This window comes from Pseudomonas sp. SL4(2022) (assembly GCF_026625725.1).
In the GTDB taxonomy this organism is placed as follows: domain Bacteria; phylum Pseudomonadota; class Gammaproteobacteria; order Pseudomonadales; family Pseudomonadaceae; genus Aquipseudomonas.
In genome coordinates, this window is record NZ_CP113060.1 from 3911037 (window position 1) to 3927018 (window position 15982).

Annotated in this window: 17 protein-coding genes and 4 tRNA genes; 7 read left to right on the plus strand and 14 right to left on the minus strand. The window is 57.6% G+C overall.

Going from position 1 to position 15982, the window contains the following annotated elements; genetic code table 11:
- Positions 1-7: 7 nt before the first annotated feature.
- Positions 8-1366, minus strand: coding sequence for a glutathione-disulfide reductase (gene gorA, locus OU997_RS18480; RefSeq protein WP_267807957.1), 1359 nt, complete (start codon positions 1364-1366; stop codon positions 8-10).
- 82 nt (positions 1367-1448) lie between these two features.
- On the opposite strand from gorA, the gene OU997_RS18485 reads away from it, so the two are divergent.
- The gene (locus tag OU997_RS18485) at positions 1449-1871 is read left to right on the plus strand and encodes a VOC family protein (RefSeq protein ID WP_108485999.1); all 423 of its coding nucleotides are present in this window, start codon (positions 1449-1451) and stop codon (positions 1869-1871) included.
- A gap of 51 nt (positions 1872-1922) precedes the next feature.
- Here OU997_RS18485 and galU read toward each other — a convergent pair whose 3' ends face one another.
- From galU to OU997_RS18530, 9 genes are all read right to left on the minus strand, one after another.
- Positions 1923-2762, minus strand: a complete 840-nt coding sequence (galU, locus tag OU997_RS18490) for a UTP--glucose-1-phosphate uridylyltransferase GalU (RefSeq protein ID WP_108486000.1) — start codon at positions 2760-2762, stop codon at positions 1923-1925.
- A 45-nt stretch (positions 2763-2807) separates the two neighbouring features.
- Complete coding sequence (locus OU997_RS18495; protein WP_267807959.1) at positions 2808-4169, minus strand: UDP-glucose dehydrogenase family protein; 1362 nt, start codon at positions 4167-4169, stop codon at positions 2808-2810.
- A gap of 164 nt (positions 4170-4333) precedes the next feature.
- Positions 4334-4420, minus strand: a tRNA-Leu gene (locus OU997_RS18500).
- Between the two features lie 111 nt (positions 4421-4531).
- A tRNA-Cys gene (locus OU997_RS18505) sits at positions 4532-4605 on the minus strand.
- A 36-nt stretch (positions 4606-4641) separates the two neighbouring features.
- A tRNA-Gly gene (locus OU997_RS18510) sits at positions 4642-4717 on the minus strand.
- Positions 4718-4784: 67 nt separating this feature from the next.
- A complete protein-coding gene (pgsA, locus tag OU997_RS18515; RefSeq protein WP_108486002.1) occupies positions 4785-5345 on the minus strand; it encodes a CDP-diacylglycerol--glycerol-3-phosphate 3-phosphatidyltransferase in 561 nt (186 codons plus the stop codon).
- A gap of 33 nt (positions 5346-5378) precedes the next feature.
- The gene (gene uvrC, locus OU997_RS18520) at positions 5379-7220 is read right to left on the minus strand and encodes an excinuclease ABC subunit UvrC (protein ID WP_108486003.1); all 1842 of its coding nucleotides are present in this window, start codon (positions 7218-7220) and stop codon (positions 5379-5381) included.
- On the minus strand, positions 7207-7851 hold the full coding sequence (gene uvrY / locus OU997_RS18525; protein ID WP_108486004.1) for a UvrY/SirA/GacA family response regulator transcription factor: 645 nt from the start codon (positions 7849-7851) through the stop codon (positions 7207-7209). Before uvrY ends, uvrC begins: the two co-directional genes overlap by 14 nt.
- A 139-nt stretch (positions 7852-7990) precedes the next feature.
- Positions 7991-8080 (minus strand) — tRNA-Ser (locus OU997_RS18530).
- A gap of 132 nt (positions 8081-8212) precedes the next feature.
- Between OU997_RS18530 and OU997_RS18535 the strand changes: the two genes are divergently transcribed.
- From OU997_RS18535 to OU997_RS18560, 6 genes are all read left to right on the plus strand, one after another.
- A complete protein-coding gene (locus OU997_RS18535) occupies positions 8213-8881 on the plus strand; it encodes a Bax inhibitor-1/YccA family protein (RefSeq protein WP_267807961.1) in 669 nt (222 codons plus the stop codon).
- Positions 8882-9063: 182 nt separating this feature from the next.
- Positions 9064-9456, plus strand: a complete 393-nt coding sequence (gene tusD / locus OU997_RS18540; protein ID WP_108486006.1) for a sulfurtransferase complex subunit TusD — start codon at positions 9064-9066, stop codon at positions 9454-9456.
- Between the two features lies 1 nt (position 9457).
- Positions 9458-9817 carry a sulfurtransferase complex subunit TusC gene (gene tusC, locus OU997_RS18545; protein ID WP_267807962.1) on the plus strand — a complete coding sequence of 120 codons (360 nt, stop codon included), beginning with the start codon at positions 9458-9460 and terminating at the stop codon, positions 9815-9817.
- A complete protein-coding gene (gene tusB / locus OU997_RS18550) occupies positions 9817-10116 on the plus strand; it encodes a sulfurtransferase complex subunit TusB (RefSeq protein WP_267807963.1) in 300 nt (99 codons plus the stop codon). The genes tusC and tusB overlap by 1 nt, the downstream gene beginning before the upstream one ends.
- On the plus strand, positions 10113-10448 hold the full coding sequence (locus OU997_RS18555) for a TusE/DsrC/DsvC family sulfur relay protein (protein WP_267807964.1): 336 nt from the start codon (positions 10113-10115) through the stop codon (positions 10446-10448). The genes tusB and OU997_RS18555 overlap by 4 nt, the downstream gene beginning before the upstream one ends.
- Entirely contained in the window at positions 10445-11431 is a 987-nt protein-coding gene (locus tag OU997_RS18560; RefSeq protein WP_267807966.1) for a glycosyl transferase family protein, read from the plus strand. The genes OU997_RS18555 and OU997_RS18560 overlap by 4 nt, the downstream gene beginning before the upstream one ends.
- Here the strand turns inward: OU997_RS18560 and cysG are convergent.
- From cysG to OU997_RS18580, 4 genes are all read right to left on the minus strand, one after another.
- Positions 11416-12810, minus strand: coding sequence for a siroheme synthase CysG (gene cysG, locus OU997_RS18565; protein ID WP_267807967.1), 1395 nt, complete (start codon positions 12808-12810; stop codon positions 11416-11418). The two genes, OU997_RS18560 and cysG, sit on opposite strands and share 16 nt — an antisense overlap.
- 72 nt (positions 12811-12882) lie before the next feature.
- Positions 12883-14163, minus strand: a complete 1281-nt coding sequence (gene serS, locus OU997_RS18570) for a serine--tRNA ligase (protein ID WP_108486012.1) — start codon at positions 14161-14163, stop codon at positions 12883-12885.
- A gap of 114 nt (positions 14164-14277) precedes the next feature.
- On the minus strand, positions 14278-14658 hold the full coding sequence (gene crcB, locus OU997_RS18575) for a fluoride efflux transporter CrcB (RefSeq protein ID WP_108486013.1): 381 nt from the start codon (positions 14656-14658) through the stop codon (positions 14278-14280).
- Positions 14655-15980 (minus strand): replication-associated recombination protein A, encoded by a 1326-nt coding sequence (locus OU997_RS18580; RefSeq protein WP_267807968.1) that lies wholly within the window; start codon positions 15978-15980, stop codon positions 14655-14657. The genes crcB and OU997_RS18580 overlap by 4 nt, the downstream gene beginning before the upstream one ends.
- Positions 15981-15982: the final 2 nt, after the last annotated feature.

Consider the following 15982-nt stretch of genomic DNA (forward strand, 5'->3'; position numbering starts at 1 on the left):
GCTGACCTCAGGTAGACAAAGGCGTTCGCATGGTGACGAACTCTTCGGCGGCCGTTGGGTGCACGCCGATGGTTTCATCGAACAACCGCTTGGTCGCACCTGCTTTAAGCGCCACCGCTAGCCCCTGGACGATTTCACCGGCGTCCGGGCCCACCATATGACAGCCCAGTACGCGGTCTGTCGCAGCGTCAACCACCAGTTTCATCAGGGTGCGCTCCTGGCTTTCGGTCATGGTCAGCTTCATCGGCCGGAAGCGGCTTTCGAATACTTGGACGCTATAGCCCTCCTCCTTCGCCTGCTCTTCACTGAGCCCCACCGTGCCGATATTGGGCAGGCTGAATACCGCGGTTGGGATCAATCGATAGTCGACCCTGCGGTATTCATCCGGTTTGAACAGGCGTCGTGCGACTGCCATTCCTTCGGCCAGCGCTACGGGCGTCAGCTGCACGCGACCGATCACATCACCAATGGCGAGGATTGACGGTGTCGTCGTCTGGTATTGCTCGTCGACCTTGATAAAGCCGCGCTCATCGAGCTGCACATGAGTATTTTCCAGGCCCAGGTTATCGAGCATCGGTCGACGTCCGGTGGCATAGAAAACACAGTCGGTCTCAAACACGCGGCCATCCTTGAGGGTGGCCTGCAGGCTGCCATCAGCCTGTTTGTCAATACGGGCGATGTCGCTGTTGAATTGCAGATCCACGCCGCGCTTGTTCAACTCATCCTGCAGGTGCAGACGCACGGCCTTGTCGAAACCACGCAGGAACAGATCGCCGCGATAGAGCAACGCGGTTGTTGCGCCGAGGCCGTTGAAGATCGAGGCAAACTCCACGGCGATATAACCACCGCCCACGACCAGTACGCGCTTGGGCAGTTGCTCAAGAAAGAAAGCTTCATTCGAGCCGATGGCATGTTCATGCCCCGGAACTTCCGGAATCTGCGGCCAGCCGCCGGTGGCGATCAGGATGTGCTTGGCGCTGTAATGCTGCCCGCCCAGTTCAACGCTGTGCTCATCAACGATCCGCGCATGGCCTTCGAGCAGGGTCACACCGCTGTTAACCAGCAGGTTGCGATAGATACTATTGAGTCGGTCGATTTCACGGTTTTTGTTGCTGATCAGGGTCGACCAGTCGAACTTGGCCTCCCCCAGTTCCCAGCCGAAGCCTTGCGACTGTTCGAAGTCGTCGGCGAAATGTGCGCCATAGACCAGCAGCTTCTTCGGGACGCAGCCGACGTTGACGCAGGTCCCGCCTAGGTAGCGGCTTTCGGCAACCGCCACGCGCGCGCCATAGCCGGCAGCAAATCGCGCAGCCCGCACACCGCCGGAACCGGCACCAATTACAAACAGGTCGAAGTCGTAGGTCATTTCAGCCTCCAGAACAAGCCGCCAGCATACCCCAAGGCGCGTCAGCGCCTAAACTTGATGCATGCAGAACAGGAGAACCGTGATGCGCCCTACCCTTACTCATTTGGCCTTGCACGTACCTGACCTCGATGCCTGCGTAAGCTTTTACGAGCAGTTTTGTGCGATGCAGGTGATTCACCAGCGCGCAGGCAAAGGCTCACGAATTGTCTGGATGGCCGAATTGGGTAAGGAGCACAGCTTTATTTTTGTGATCATGCCGGGTGGGCAATATCGCCAATTGGCTGCAGATGACTACAGCCACTTTGGCTTTGCCCTGGAAAGTCGTGAGCAGGTCGATAACATGGCAGCGCGGGCAAGGGCTGCAGACTGCCTGGTGTGGGAACCGCGTGATGAACCCTACCCTGTTGGCTACTACTGCGGCCTGCGTGACCCAGCAGGCAACTATGTGGAGTTCAGCTACGGCCAGCCATTAGGGACTGGTGCCGAACATATGCCTGTGTCCTGAATGCACACAGCCACCCGAAGGTGGCTGTGTATTACCGCACCAGAGGCTGAATCAATAGGCCTTGCCAGTTTTGTAGAGGTTCTCGAAGCAGAAGTTGGTGGCTTCGATATAGCCCTCAGCTCCACCGCAATCAAAGCGCTTGCCCTTGAACTTATAAGCCATCACGCAACCGTTCTGCGCCTGCTTCATCAGTGCGTCGGTGATCTGGATTTCCCCACCCTTGCCTGGCTCGGTCTGTTCGATCAGGTCAAAAATATCCGGCGTGAGGATGTAGCGACCGATGATCGCCAGGTTCGACGGCGCATCTTCCGGCTTTGGCTTCTCGACCATGCTGTTAACGCGGTAAATATCATCACGAATCATCTCGCCGGCGATCACGCCATATTTGTGAGTCTCCTCCGGCGGGACTTCCTGGATCGCCACGATTGAACAACGGAACTGTTTGTAGAGTTTGACCATTTGCGTCAGCACGGCGTCTCCCTCCAGGTTCAGGCACAGGTCATCGGCCAGCACCACAGCGAAAGGCTCATCACCAATCAGCGGGCGGCCACAGAGAATCGCGTGGCCCAGTCCTTTCATTTCGACCTGACGAGTGTAGGAGAACGTGCATTCGTCAATCAGGCGGCGGATACCGACCAGGTATTTCTCTTTGTCAGTGTCGCGGATCTGATGTTCGAGTTCGTAGCTGATGTCAAAGTGGTCTTCCAGGGCGCGCTTGCCACGCCCAGTGATCATGGCGATTTCGCTGAGACCGGCTTCCAGCGCTTCTTCGACGCCGTATTGAATCAACGGCTTGTTCACAATTGGCAGCATTTCCTTGGGCATAGCCTTGGTGGCAGGCAGAAAGCGGGTGCCGTAACCGGCTGCTGGGAACAAGCATTTCTTGATCATGGGAGACCTTGGGGTTGGATGGGTGAAAAATGCGTGCGCAGTTTATCAGGCTGCACTGGCCTTACAATGCCCCTGCGCGGGTCTACCAATCCCTCTGTACAAAAAACCAAGTTCAGCTAGTTGTGTTGATTCGTAGATGTTGCGGCCATCAAAGACTACAGGCATGCGCATCAAGCCTCGGATGCGAACAAAGTCGGGCTGTCTAAACTGCTTCCATTCCGTGACCAGAACGAGCGCATCTGCCCCTTCAGCAACACTGTACGGAGAGGTACTCAAACGCAGTTGGCCGCTACTGATTGCCTGGCTGTAACGTTGAGCCACGGCGGTTGTGGCTACAGGGTCACACGCTTGCACGGTAACGCCTGCAAGCAACAGCGCATCGAGCAAAACCAGGCTAGGCGCTTCTCGCAGATCATCAGTACCAGGTTTGAAAGATAAACCCCATATAGCGACCACACGGTTCTGCCAATAACCTGAGAAATGCTCGCGCAAAGCCTGAAAGAGCAAGGTTTTCTGTAGCGCATTACGTGCTTCCACCGCTCGAAGGATGCCCGGTTCAATGCCCTCCTGCTCCGCACAGCGAATGAGTGCCCGCACATCCTTGGGGAAACAGGAGCCACCATAGCCACAGCCTGCATATATAAAGTGTGTCCCTATTCGCTTGTCACTGCCGATTGCGCGCCTGACATCTTCAACATCAACGTCCAGGCTTGCGCAGAGACTGGCCATTTCATTGATAAAGGAAATCTTGGTCGCCAGAAACGCATTGGCTGCGTACTTGCTGAACTCCGCAGCGCGCAGCCCCATAGCCAGCAGCCGTTCATGATTACGCAAAAAAGGTGCATAAAGGCGACGCAGAAGCTCATGCCCAGCAGGCTCATCACAACCAACGATCACGCGATCGGGTCGCATAAAGTCATCAATTGCCGAGCCTTCTTTGAGAAACTCCGGGTTACTCGCCACCGTCACGTTAAGGCGTATGCTGCGCCTGCTCAGACCATTATTGATTCGCTGTGCCACCCGTTCTGCAGTACCAACGGGTACTGTTGATTTTGTGACAACCAGGCAGTGGTGCTCCAGTTTTTCGCCCAGCGCATCAGCTACAGCCAAGACATGGCATAGATCTGCCGATCCATCCTCACCGCTGGGTGTGCCCACCGCGATAAAAATAATTTCGGCGTGTTTGATCCCCTCGCCCAGGCATTGATTGAAACTCAATTGCCCACTGTTCAAGTGCGTCCGCAGCATGCACTCCAGGCCTGGCTCATATATCGGGGACTGGCCACGTGACAGCCCAGCCACACGCTTCGGGTCGCGCTCGACGCAAACGACGTGGTTACCCATTTCAGCAAAACAGGCGCCTGAGACCAATCCGACATAGCCCGCACCAATTACACAGATCCGCATCGACAGTCCCCCAGGTGAGTGACTGCAATTGCAGCTAAAGCAGATGGCAGGCGTATGACGCGACTGATTCAGGCAGATGACAAGTCTGCTTTTAGTGGGCATAAAAAAACCGGCATTGGGCCGGTTTGGGGGCATGTGCGAGTTGTGCGAGTTAACTTTGGATATGGTGCCCGAAGCCGGGGTCGAACCGGCACGAGGTTACCCTCGAGGGATTTTAAGTCCCTTGCGTCTACCGATTTCGCCATTCGGGCGGTAGCGCTACGTTGCAAGAGCAGGACTATATACAGCCCAACCAAGCCCTGCAAGGTTTCAAACTAAAATGAAAAAGCCCCGTAAATCATATACTTACGGGGCTTTTAAATTGGAGGCTGAGGTCGGAATCGAACCGGCGTTCACGGATTTGCAATCCGGTGCATAACCACTCTGCTACTCAGCCTTTAAATCACATGCAATATCATTCATTGCATAAAACTGGAGCGGGAAACGAGACTCGAACTCGCGACCCCGACCTTGGCAAGGTCGTGCTCTACCAACTGAGCTATTCCCGCATGTCGTGTTGACGGGCGCCATTCTATAGTTTCAATGCTATTCGTCAACCCCTTGATTCAAAAAAGCTTATTTCTTTTCTGCGGTGATTCGCAGATGCGGCCAGGCGGCCAGTAGATACTGAATCATGGACCATAGCGTAAGCACTGCGGCAATGATCAACAACCCATAGCCGAGCAGAACCCACACTGTAAAAGTGGGCGGATTTGCCAATAAGGTTACCAATGCCACCATCTGCGCCGCGGTTTTCCACTTTGCCAATCGCGAAACCGCGACTTGTGCCCTTGCGCCTAATTCAGCCATCCATTCACGCAAGGCTGAAACCACAATTTCGCGCCCAATGATGATCGCAGCGGGTAAGGTGAGCCAGAGATTGGAGTGCTCATCTACCAGTAGAACCAAAGCAACAGCCACCATTAGCTTGTCAGCAACAGGGTCGAGAAATGCACCAAAGGGCGTGCTCTGCTCCCAGCGTCTGGCCAAGTAGCCATCTAGCCAATCAGTAGCTGCTGCAATGGCAAAAACGGCACTGGCGGCCCAGTAACTCCAACTGAATGGCAGGTAGAACAACAGAATAAACACCGGAATCAGCAGAACCCGGAGCACGGTAAGCAGGTTGGGGATATTCATCGACACAACTTGGCTGAAAATTGAGCGGGCATTCTACTCGCTGTGTAGTGAGGCATAAATCGACTCGGCAAGCTTTTTACTGATACCAGGCGCTTTGGCGATTTCCTCAATGCTCGCGCGAGACAATTCCTGCAATCCACCGAAGTGGTTAAGCAACTCGCGCCTGCGCTTGGGTCCAACGCCGGCAACTTCTTCAAGTGTGGACGTGCGGCGGGTTTTGCCACGACGTGCGCGGTGGCCGGTGATGGCAAAGCGGTGCGACTCATCGCGGATTTGCTGAATCAGGTGCAAGGCCGGCGAATTGCCTGGCAACGTAAATTCATGTGCAGCGTCATTCAGGTAGAGGGTTTCGAGTCCTGGTTTGCGCGTGGCGCCTTTGGCCACGCCCAGCAGAATTAGATCGGGCACTGACAGCTCTTCAAGTACTTCTCGGGCCATCGCCAGTTGGCCTTTACCACCGTCGACCAGCAGGATGTCCGGTAACTTGCCTTCGCCATCCTTGATCTTGCTGAAGCGCCGGGTCAGCGCCTGATGCATGGCGGCGTAATCATCGCCTGCCGTCACGCCTTCGATGTTGTAACGACGGTAATCGGATTTCAGCGGCCCTTCCGGGCCAAATACCACGCAGGACGCAACCGTTGCTTCACCGCTGGAATGACTGATATCGAAGCACTCCAGGCGCTGCGGCACTTCATCCATATCTAGGGCCAGGGCCAGGGCATCAAAGCGCGCAGCAACGTGCTGTCGATTAGCCAGGCGCGCTGCTAAAGCTTGTTCGGCATTGGTCACGGCCAGCTGTTGCCAGCGTGCGCGGGTGCCGCGTACGCGGTAGCTGATACTCAGCTCGCGGCCACGCAACTCATCAATGGCGGCGATCAGGGTGGGGAAATCTTCGTGTTGTGCGTTGACAATCAGCTCGCTCGGCAGATCGCGCTCCTGACTACTCAGGTAATACTGTGCGAGGAAGGCCAGCAATACACCGCTGCCTTCCTCCTCGATGGCCACCTGCGGGAAAAAGTTCTTGCTGCCGAGCACTCGGCCACCGCGCACGCTGATCAAATGCACACACGCACCGCCCGGATTGACCATGGCCGCGACGACGTCCACATCACCGGTTCCGCCTTCCATACTCTGCTGGTCTTGAACCCGGCGCAGCAGCGATATCTGGTCGCGTAATCCGGCAGCCCGCTCAAAGTCGAGGGCCATGGCGGCAGCCTGCATGCCGCTGGACAGCTCATCGGTGAGGGCAGTGCTGCGCCCCTCAAGAAACATTACTGAATGGCGTACGTCAGCAGCATATTCAGCGGGTTCTACCAGGCCGACACAGGGGGCTTTGCAGCGTTTGATCTGATACTGCAGGCAGGGCCGAGTGCGATTTTTGTAAAAGCTGTCCTCGCATTGGCGCACCAGAAAGGTCTTCTGCAGCAGATTGAGACTTTCACGGATGGCCCCGGCACTGGGGTATGGGCCGAAGTAGCGACCTTTTTGCTTTTTCGCGCCGCGGTGGATGCTCAGGCGTGGGAAATCACCATCGGATAGAAATACATAGGGATAGGACTTATCGTCTCGCAGCAGAATGTTGTACGGCGGCCGCCATTCCTTGATCAGCGTCTGTTCAAGCAACAGCGCTTCGGTCTCATTAGCGGTGATGGTGGTTTCAACTTGAGCGATTCGCCCCACCAGTGCGGCGGTTTTCGGCGCCAAGCCGTTCTGGCGGAAGTAACTGGCCAAACGCTTTTTCAGGTTCTTGGCTTTGCCGACATAGAGCAGTTTGGCGTCCACATCGAACATGCGGTACACGCCAGGGTGACCACTGCAGGTGGAGAGAAACGCGCTGGAATCGAAGACTGCGCGGCTGTCGTCAGCTGCTGGCATCAATCATGCCGTGGCGTACGGCCAGCAAAGCCAACTCGACATCGCTGGTGATCGACAGTTTTTCGAAGATGCGATAGCGGTAGGTGTTTACAGTTTTCGGCGACAGGCAAAGTTTGTCGGAAATAGTCTGCACTTTCTGGCAGCCGGCAATCATCAGTGCGATCTGGATTTCACGCTCGGATAGCAGATCGAATGGCGAATTGCTGCTCTGCGGCTGGAACGACTTTAGGGCCAGCTGTTGAGCAATCTGCGGGCTGATATAACGCTGTCCACTGAACACCATACGGATGGCCTGAACCATTTCTTCAAGTGCCGCGCCCTTGGTCAGATAACCGGCAGCACCGGCTTGCAGCAGGCGCGTAGGGAACGGATCTTCTTCGCACACGGTAACGGCAACGACTTTGAGGTCAGGGTGGCTGCGAATCAGTTTGCGCGTGGCTTCAAGGCCACCTATACCCGGCATCTTGATGTCCATCAGGACAACATCGGGCTTCAGTTCGCGGGCTTTCTTTAAGGATTCTTCGCCTGACTCGGCTTGGCCAACCACCTGTAAGCCATCGATATCGGCCAACATCCGTGTGATGCCAGTACGTACCAGATCGTGGTCATCAACAACGAGTACTCTGATCAAGCGTCACCCCGGTCGACATCAGCTGCTCAGAGCAACTGCTGGGTTGAAAGTCTGATGCCTTAAAGTCATCAGCTTGGCGCATAACCGTCAAAATACAAGCGTCAAATAAATTGACACCAAATGACAGCCAGAGAAAATTTGGCGGAAGCGGTGAGATTCGAACTCACGGAAGAGTTTCCCCTTCGACGGTTTTCAAGACCGTTGCATTCAACCGCTCTGCCACGCTTCCGGCGATTGCGGGCGGCAATCTTACCCGAACGCAACACGCTGTCAAACTCTACGTGTTGGCTCTTTATCTGCCTCTGCTATGATCGAGCCTGACCTTGGTAACGGAACCACCAGCCATTTCAGGAGTGCCGCCATGAATGAACATAATTATGCACTTGACCATACGCAGGTTGAGCAGCAAGAAGTCAGCCGCGTCCTGCGCAACACGTATGGCCTTCTGGCCATCACCCTGGCCTTCAGTGGCCTGGTTGCGTTCATCGCGCAGCGCGCCAATGTGCCTTATCCGAATATCTTTGTATTGCTTATAGGAATGTTCGGCCTGTTCTTCCTCACCGCCAAACTGCGTAATTCGGCCTGGGGCCTGGTTTCGACCCTCGCACTGACCGGTTTTATGGGCTACACCCTCGGCCCAATCCTCAATCGCTACATGGGCATGGCCAACGGTGCTGAAGTTGTCAGCTCGGCCTTCGCCATGACGGCCCTGGTGTTCTGCGGCTTGTCGGCATACGTACTGACCACCCGCAAGGACATGAGCTTCCTCAGTGGTTTTATCACTGCAGGTTTCTTTGTTTTGCTGGGTGCAGTGGTTGCCGGCCTCTTCTTCGAAATCAGCGGGCTGCAGTTGGCGATCAGCGCAGGTTTTGTACTGTTTTCCTCGGTCTACATTCTGTATCAGACCAGCGAAATCATTCATGGCGGTGAGCGCAACTACATCATGGCCACCATCAGCCTGTATATGTCGATCTACAACCTGTTCGTCAGCCTGTTGCAGATTTTCGGCATTATGGGCAGCGACGACTGATACAAGTCGCTGCTAAAAGCCCGCTTCGGCGGGCTTTTTTATGCTTGCCATCCGTGGCAGGCACCCTGAAGGCCGTTGCTGCGCGAGGTTAAAAACCACTCTGGGTCATTTTTTATGCCTGCTGCGCGCATCTTGGCGACTCAGGCTTTATCATTCCGCCAAATTGGCTTGCCAGGTTTGCTATGAAATTCGCCATCGCCCTGTTCTCACCGCCCCATGCACCCTCCTCGCGCCGGGCTCTGCGCTTTGCTCAGGCGGTATTGGCGGGTGGGCATGAGATCGTGCGACTGTTCTTCTATCAGGACGGCGTCCACAGCGCTTCGAGCAATGTGGTCTGCGCGCAGGACGAAGTGGATCTGCCGCGTGAATGGCGGGAGTTTGTGCAAACGCAGCAGCTGGATGGCGTGGTGTGTATCGCCGCCGCCTTGCGTCGTGGTGTGTTGAATGGCGATGAAGCGCAACGCTACTTACGTACAGCCGCCAACCTGGACGCGCCTTGGGAACTTTCCGGCCTGGGCCAATTGCACGAAGCGGCGCAGCTGGCGGATCGCCTGGTGTGCTTTGGGGGGCCTTGAAATGAGTAAGTCACTGTTGATCATCAGCCGCCAAGCCCCGTGGTCCGGTCCCGGGGCGCGGGAAGCGCTGGATATCGCGCTGGCCGGCGGCGCCTTCGATTTGCCGGTTGGCCTGCTGTTTCTCGATGACGGGGTATTTCAGCTGAGTGGCGCGCAACAACCCGGCAACCTGCAGCAGAAAGACCTCAGCGCCAATCTACAGGCCTTGCCGATGTTCGGGGTCGAGGCACTGTATGCCTCACAGCGCAGCTTGGACGAGCGCGGCCTGCGTAATCACGCCAGCAGTCTTGCTGTCGAGTGTCTCGATGATTCCTCGATAAGCGCCTTGATTGACCGTTATGACCAGGTGATTACGCTCTGATGGCTACCTTGCACGTACTCTCGCACTCCCCCTTTACCGATAGCCGCCTGAGCAGTTGCCTGCGCATTCTCGGCCGCCAGGATGCACTGTTGCTGTGTGGTGATGCGGTGTATGCCTTGCAGGACGGCAGCGCGCCGCGTCAGGCACTGGAACTGATGCCTGACGTCATCGCGCTGTATGCCCTGGATGAAGATGTGCAGGCGCGCGGCCTTGCGTACCCGACCCGCCTCACATTGGTCGATTACCCAGCGTTCGTTGCGCTGAGCTGCCAGTACGACAAGGTAAACACTTGGCTATGAGCACGCTGAATGTTGAAGGTCGCATTTTGGCGCTGGATAAGGACGGCTATCTGGTCGATCTGGCTGATTGGTCCGAAGCCAGCGCGCATGCCCTGGCGCAACGTGAGGGCATCAGCCTGAGCACCGAGCACTGGGAAATCCTCTGGCTGGTACGCAGCTTTTACGAGGAGTTTCAGTTGTCCCCTGCCAACCGTCCGCTGATCAAGTTTATTGCCGTCAAACTTGGCCCCGAGAAAGGCAATAGCCTGAATCTCAATCGCCTGTTCAATGGCGCTCCCGCCAAACTTGCCGCCAAGCTGGCGGGCCTGCCCAAGCCGACCAATTGCCTATGAACCTTGTGACCCCGCCGGAACATCCTTTTGCTCAATTTGTGCGCATCCTCGGTAAAGGCAAACGTGGTGCGCGCAACCTGACCCGCGAGGAGGCCCGTGACGCCATGGGCATGCTGCTCGACGGCCAAGCCGAGGAAAGCCAGTTGGGCGCCTTTCTGATGCTGTTGCGGCACAAGGAAGAAAGCGCCGAGGAAATGGCCGGTTTTGCTGAGGCTGTGCGAGCACGCTTGCAGGCGCCGGCAATACAGGTTGATCTGGATTGGCCCAGCTATGCCGGGAAGAAGCGCCACCTGCCATGGTTCCTGCTAGCAGCCAAAGCGCTAGCGAATAGCGGTATTCGCATCCTGCTGCATGGCGGCGGCCCGCACACAGCCGGGCGACTGTACAGCGAACAGCTTCTTGAAAGCCTGCACATTCCACTATGCCGCAACTGGGGCAGCGTTGAGCAGGCGCTGGCGCAACAACAGCTGGCGTTTATCCCGCTGGGCGACTGGATGCCACAGCTGCAGCGGATGATCGGCCTGCGCAATATCCTCGGTCTGCGCTCACCGATTCATTCGCTGGCACGCATTCTCAACCCGCTGAGCGCGCGTTGCGGCCTACAGAGCATCTTTCACCCGGGTTATCAGGCGGTGCACCGCGAAGCCAGCCAGTTGCTCGGCGACAGCGCGGTGGTGATCAAGGGTGAAGGCGGTGAAATCGAGATCAACCCGGATGCCAGCAGCCACCTGTATGGCACGGCCAATGGCGACAACTGGGATGAGGAATGGCCGGCGCTTTCGTTACGGCGTCACGTAAAACCTGAATCACTGCAATCGGCCCATCTGGCCGCCTTCTGGCGTGGTGAGGTGGCCGATGACTACGGCCAGCTTGCCGTCATCAGTACCATGGCTTTGGCCTTGCGCGCCCTCGGCGAGTCGCGCGAACACGCTCTGGAGCGCGCCGCCCAATTATGGGTGGCACGTAATCAGACGCTGGCCTGAGCCCCTTCGAACCAGGCCAGTTTCTCCCGCAATTGCACCACTTCGCCGACAATTACCAGGGTCGGGGCATGCACCTCATGCCTCGCTACCAGCTCGGCCAGATTGGCCAGGGTGCCGGTAAACACGCGCTGGTTCTGCGTGGTGCCCTGCTGGATCAATGCCGCCGGCGTTGTCGCAGCGCGACCATGGGCAATCAGCTGCTGACAGATGATCGGCAAACCCACCAGGCCCATATAGAACACCAGGGTCTGGCTGCTGGCCGTCAGTTCGTTCCAGGGCAGATTGCTGCTGCCATCTTTCAGGTGACCGGTAACAAAGCGCACCGACTGCGCATGGTCACGGTGGGTCAGCGGAATGCCGGCATAAGCCGCGCAGCCTGAGGCAGCGGTGATGCCCGGCACCACCTGAAACGGAATGCCGTGGGCGGCCAACTCTTCGATTTCCTCCCCTCCTCGGCCGAAAATAAACGGGTCGCCGCCTTTCAGGCGCAGCACACGCTTGCCTTCTTTGGCCAGATTGACCAAGCGCTGGTTGATCTGTTCCTGCGGCACGGCATGCTCGGCGCGTTGTTTGCCGACATAGATACGCTCGGCATCACGGCGGCACAGCTCGATAATCGCTGGGGCCACCAGCCGGTCATACAGCACCACATCGGCCTGCTGCATCAGGCGCAGCGCACGGAAGGTCAGCAGGTCAGGGTCACCCGGCCCAGCGCCCACCAGGTACACCTCGCCAAGGGTGCGCGGGGCAATCCCGGCGATCTTCTCTTCCAGCAGGCGCTGACCTTCCTGCAATTTACCGGCGAAGACACTTTCGGCCACCTGGCCCTGGAACACATCCTCCCAGAACACCCGGCGCTGCTGCACATCGGGGAACAGCCCTTTGACTTGGGCACGAAAGCGCTTGGCCAGGCCGGCCAACTGGCCATAGGTCGCGGGAATCCAGGTCTCGATCTTGGCGCGAATAAGCCGTGCCAGCACCGGTGCATCGCCGCCACTGGTTATCGCCACAATCAACGGCGAGCGATCGACGATAGCGGGGAAAATCACGCTGCACAGCTTCGGCGCATCTACCACATTGACTGGAATACCCAGGGCCTGCGCCTCAGCCGAGATTTGCGCATTCAGTGGTTCGTCATCGGTGGCAGCAATGATCAGTGCCACGCCCTGCAGATCCGCCGACTGGTAATCACGCAGCAGCACCTCGCCTTGTCGAGCGCTGGCCATCTCACGCAGCTCATCGCGAATCTCCGGCGCGACCACCCGCAAGGTTGCTCCTGCATCACTGAGCAAGCGCGCCTTGCGCACGGCAACTTCGCCGCCGCCGACCACCAGTACCAGGCGATCCTGCAGTTTGTGGAACAGGGGCAGAAAATCCATGACGCACGCTCTCGATCGGGTAAACAAAACGGGGCGGTACTGGCCGCCCCGTCGCAGGTAGCTGAAGCCGGCTTAACCGATAATTTCGATGCCACCCATGTAGGGCTTCAGCACGTCTGGTACGCGGATGCTGCCATCGGCCTGCTGGTAGTTCTCCAGCACGGCAACCAGCGTGCGACCTACTGCCAGGCCGGAGCCGTTGAGGGTGTGTACCAGCTCGGGCTTGCCGGTTTCCGGATTGCGGTAGCGTGCTTGCATGCGGCGCGCCTGGAAGTCGCCACAGTTGGAACACGAGGAAATCTCACGGTACTTGTCCTGGCTCGGCACCCAGACTTCCAGGTCATAGGTTTTCACCGCGCCGAAGCCCATATCGCCGGTGCACAGCGCCAGTTTACGGTACGGCAGCTCAAGCAGCTGCAATACGCGCTCTGCGTTGGCGGTCAGGCTTTCCAGCGCTTCGAAGGATTGGCTTGGCTCGACGATCTGCACCATCTCAACCTTGTCGAATTGGTGCTGGCGAATCATACCGCGGGTATCACGACCCGATGCGCCGGCTTCGCTGCGGAAACATGGGGTGTGTGCCACGAGTTTCAGCGGCAATTGCTTAGGATCGAGAATTTCACCCGCAACGATATTGGTCAGCGACACTTCAGCAGTCGGGATCAAATACAGATCGGCCTCGCCTTCACGGCTGATCTTGAACAGGTCTTCCTCGAACTTCGGCAGCTGGCCGGTGCCTTGCAGCGCAGGCGCCTGCACCAAGTACGGCGTATAGGCTTCTTCGTAGCCGTGCTCGCTGGTGTGCAGGTTGATCATGAACTGCGCCAGAGCGCGGTGCATGCGCGCAATCGGCCCTCGCAATAAGGCAAATCGCGCGCCGGACAGTTTGGCCGCGGTCTCGAAGTCCAGCCAGCCGTGCTGCTCGCCTAGGGCGACGTGATCCTGAATCGGGAAATCGAAGCTGCGCGGCGTGCCCCAGCGGGAGACTTCAATGTTGCCTTCTTCATCTTCACCTATCGGCACCGACTCGTGTGGCAGGTTGGGGATATTCAGCAGCAGGTTGTCGAGTTCAGTCTGAATGCTGTCGAGGTCACGCTTACCCTGTTCCAGATCGCTGCCCATCTGGTCCACTTCGGCCAACAGCGGCGCAATGTCTTCACCGCGCTGTTTGGCCTGGCCAATGGATTTGGAGCGGCTGTTACGTTCGGCCTGCAGCTGCTCGGTACGGGTCTGCACGGTCTTGCGCTGGGCTTCGAGGGCTTCGAAGCGCGCTACATCAAGGACAAAGCCGCGAGCAGCAAGGCGCTCAGCCACTTCATGGAGCTGGGTACGAACGAGTTTGGAATCGAGCATGTTCTGGTCTCAACACATCACAAGGGTTTGCATGGCCTTGGCCATGACGCGCAATGCCGCGCAGTTTAAGGCTTTAACAGGGGTGGGTGCCACACCGCACGTTAGCTTGCGTGGCTACTGGTAGAGGCGCGCCAGGGCAAAACCGGTCCAGACGGCGAGCACACCGCCGACCACACTGCACAGCAGGTAGGCAAACGCCTCATTGTGGCGGCCACTTTCAAACAGTTTGAGCAGTTCAAGGCTGAATGAAGAAAAGGTGGTGAAGCCGCCGAGCAGGCCGATTATCAGCCCGCTGCGCAACTCGATTGGCAGGTCACTTCGCAGCAGAAACAAGCCTGATAACAGACCAATCACTAGACACCCGAGAATATTGACGGTGAAGGTGCCGAGGTAGAAGTGCCGAGGCCACTGCGCGACCATCCAGCTGGCAGTGAGAAAACGCAGCACGGAGCCCACTGCACCGCCGAGGGCTACAGCCATGGCTACACGAATCATGGTTTTCTCCGCTGCCGAGGGCTATTGCTATCCTGGTTTTTCAAATGCTGCAGCTTGTCGCGAATTTTAAGTTCCAAACCACGTGGCACCGGCTGGTAATACGCGCGCGGCTCGAAGGTTTCCGGAAAGTAATCCTCGCCGGCCGCGTAGGCATCAGGCTCATCGTGGGCGTAGCGGTATTCATCGCCATAACCCAGCTGCTTCATCAACTTGGTCGGGGCATTACGCAAGTGCAGTGGGACTTCCTGCGAACCATGCTCGGCAGCATCACGCATGGCGGCGTTGAAGGCGTTGTAGACCGCATTGCTTTTGGGTGCGCAGGCCAGATAGACAATGGCCTGCGCCACAGCCAGCTCACCCTCGGGACTGCCCAGGCGCTCTTGCACATCCCAGGCATTCAGGCAGAGTGTCAACGCACGCGGATCAGCATTACCGATATCTTCGCTGGCCATGCGCACCACACGCCGGGCGATATACAGCGGATCACAGCCACCATCGAGCATACGCGCAAACCAGTACAGCGCGCCGTCCGGACTGGAGCCGCGCACGGACTTGTGCAGCGCCGATATCTGGTCGTAAAAGGCTTCGCCGCCCTTGTCAAAGCGCCGGCGGGTATCACCCAGCAGATTGAGCAGCAGTTCGCTGCCGATCTCGCTGCTGTCCTCTGCCAAGTCAGCCGCGTTTTCCAGAAAGTTGAGCAAACGCCTGCCATCGCCATCGGCGGCGGCCTGGAGAATCTTGAAGCTTTCTTCCGGTAGGCTCAGCTGGCGTTCGCCCAGGCCCTTCGGGTCACTCAAGGCGCGATCAACCAGTTTGCGCAGCGCGCTTTCATCGAGACTTTTCAGCACATATACACGAGCCCGTGAAAGCAAGGCGTTGTTCAGCTCGAAAGAAGGGTTTTCCGTGGTGGCACCGATAAAGATCAGCGTGCCGTCTTCCACGTAAGGCAAAAAGGCATCTTGTTGCGATTTGTTGAAGCGGTGCACTTCATCGACAAACAGGATGGTCTGGCGGCCATATTGCGCGGCATGTTGCTGCGCTACTTCCACGGCCTGGCGGATTTCCTTGACCCCGGAGAGGACCGCGGAAATCGTCTCGAAGTGCGCGTCGGAAACCTGCGCCAACAAGCGCGCCAGGGTGGTCTTGCCGACGCCTGGCGGCCCCCAGAAGATCATCGAATGCAGTGCGCCCTGCTCCAGGGCTTCACGCAAGGGTTTGCCACGGGCCAGCAAATGGTCCTGGCCGACGTACTCATCCAGGCTGGTGGCACGTAGCCGGGCAGCCAGGGGTTGAGCGACGGGAGCCTTGCGAAACAGATCCATGA

Bases quoted from the DNA above. Each gene is read 5' to 3' on its own strand.
- pgsA (WP_108486002.1), bottom strand. From the start codon at position 5,345: ATGAATATCCCCAACCTGCTTACCGTGCTCCGGGTTCTGCTGATTCCG.
- serS (WP_108486012.1), bottom strand. From the start codon at position 14,163: ATGCTCGATTCCAAACTCGTTCGTACCCAGCTCCATGAAGTGGCTGAG.
- OU997_RS18535 (WP_267807961.1), top strand. From the start codon at position 8,213: ATGAATGAACATAATTATGCACTTGACCATACGCAGGTTGAGCAGCAA.
- tusD (WP_108486006.1), top strand. From the start codon at position 9,064: ATGAAATTCGCCATCGCCCTGTTCTCACCGCCCCATGCACCCTCCTCG.
- galU (WP_108486000.1), bottom strand. From the start codon at position 2,762: ATGATCAAGAAATGCTTGTTCCCAGCAGCCGGTTACGGCACCCGCTTT.
- OU997_RS18580 (WP_267807968.1), bottom strand. From the start codon at position 15,980: ATGGATCTGTTTCGCAAGGCTCCCGTCGCTCAACCCCTGGCTGCCCGG.
- cysG (WP_267807967.1), bottom strand. From the start codon at position 12,810: ATGGATTTTCTGCCCCTGTTCCACAAACTGCAGGATCGCCTGGTACTG.
- OU997_RS18555 (WP_267807964.1), top strand. From the start codon at position 10,113: ATGAGCACGCTGAATGTTGAAGGTCGCATTTTGGCGCTGGATAAGGAC.
- gorA (WP_267807957.1), bottom strand. From the start codon at position 1,366: ATGACCTACGACTTCGACCTGTTTGTAATTGGTGCCGGTTCCGGCGGT.
- OU997_RS18495 (WP_267807959.1), bottom strand. From the start codon at position 4,169: ATGCGGATCTGTGTAATTGGTGCGGGCTATGTCGGATTGGTCTCAGGC.
- OU997_RS18485 (WP_108485999.1), top strand. From the start codon at position 1,449: ATGCGCCCTACCCTTACTCATTTGGCCTTGCACGTACCTGACCTCGAT.
- OU997_RS18560 (WP_267807966.1), top strand. From the start codon at position 10,445: ATGAACCTTGTGACCCCGCCGGAACATCCTTTTGCTCAATTTGTGCGC.
- crcB (WP_108486013.1), bottom strand. From the start codon at position 14,658: ATGATTCGTGTAGCCATGGCTGTAGCCCTCGGCGGTGCAGTGGGCTCC.
- uvrC (WP_108486003.1), bottom strand. From the start codon at position 7,220: ATGCCAGCAGCTGACGACAGCCGCGCAGTCTTCGATTCCAGCGCGTTT.
- tusB (WP_267807963.1), top strand. From the start codon at position 9,817: ATGGCTACCTTGCACGTACTCTCGCACTCCCCCTTTACCGATAGCCGC.
- tusC (WP_267807962.1), top strand. From the start codon at position 9,458: ATGAGTAAGTCACTGTTGATCATCAGCCGCCAAGCCCCGTGGTCCGGT.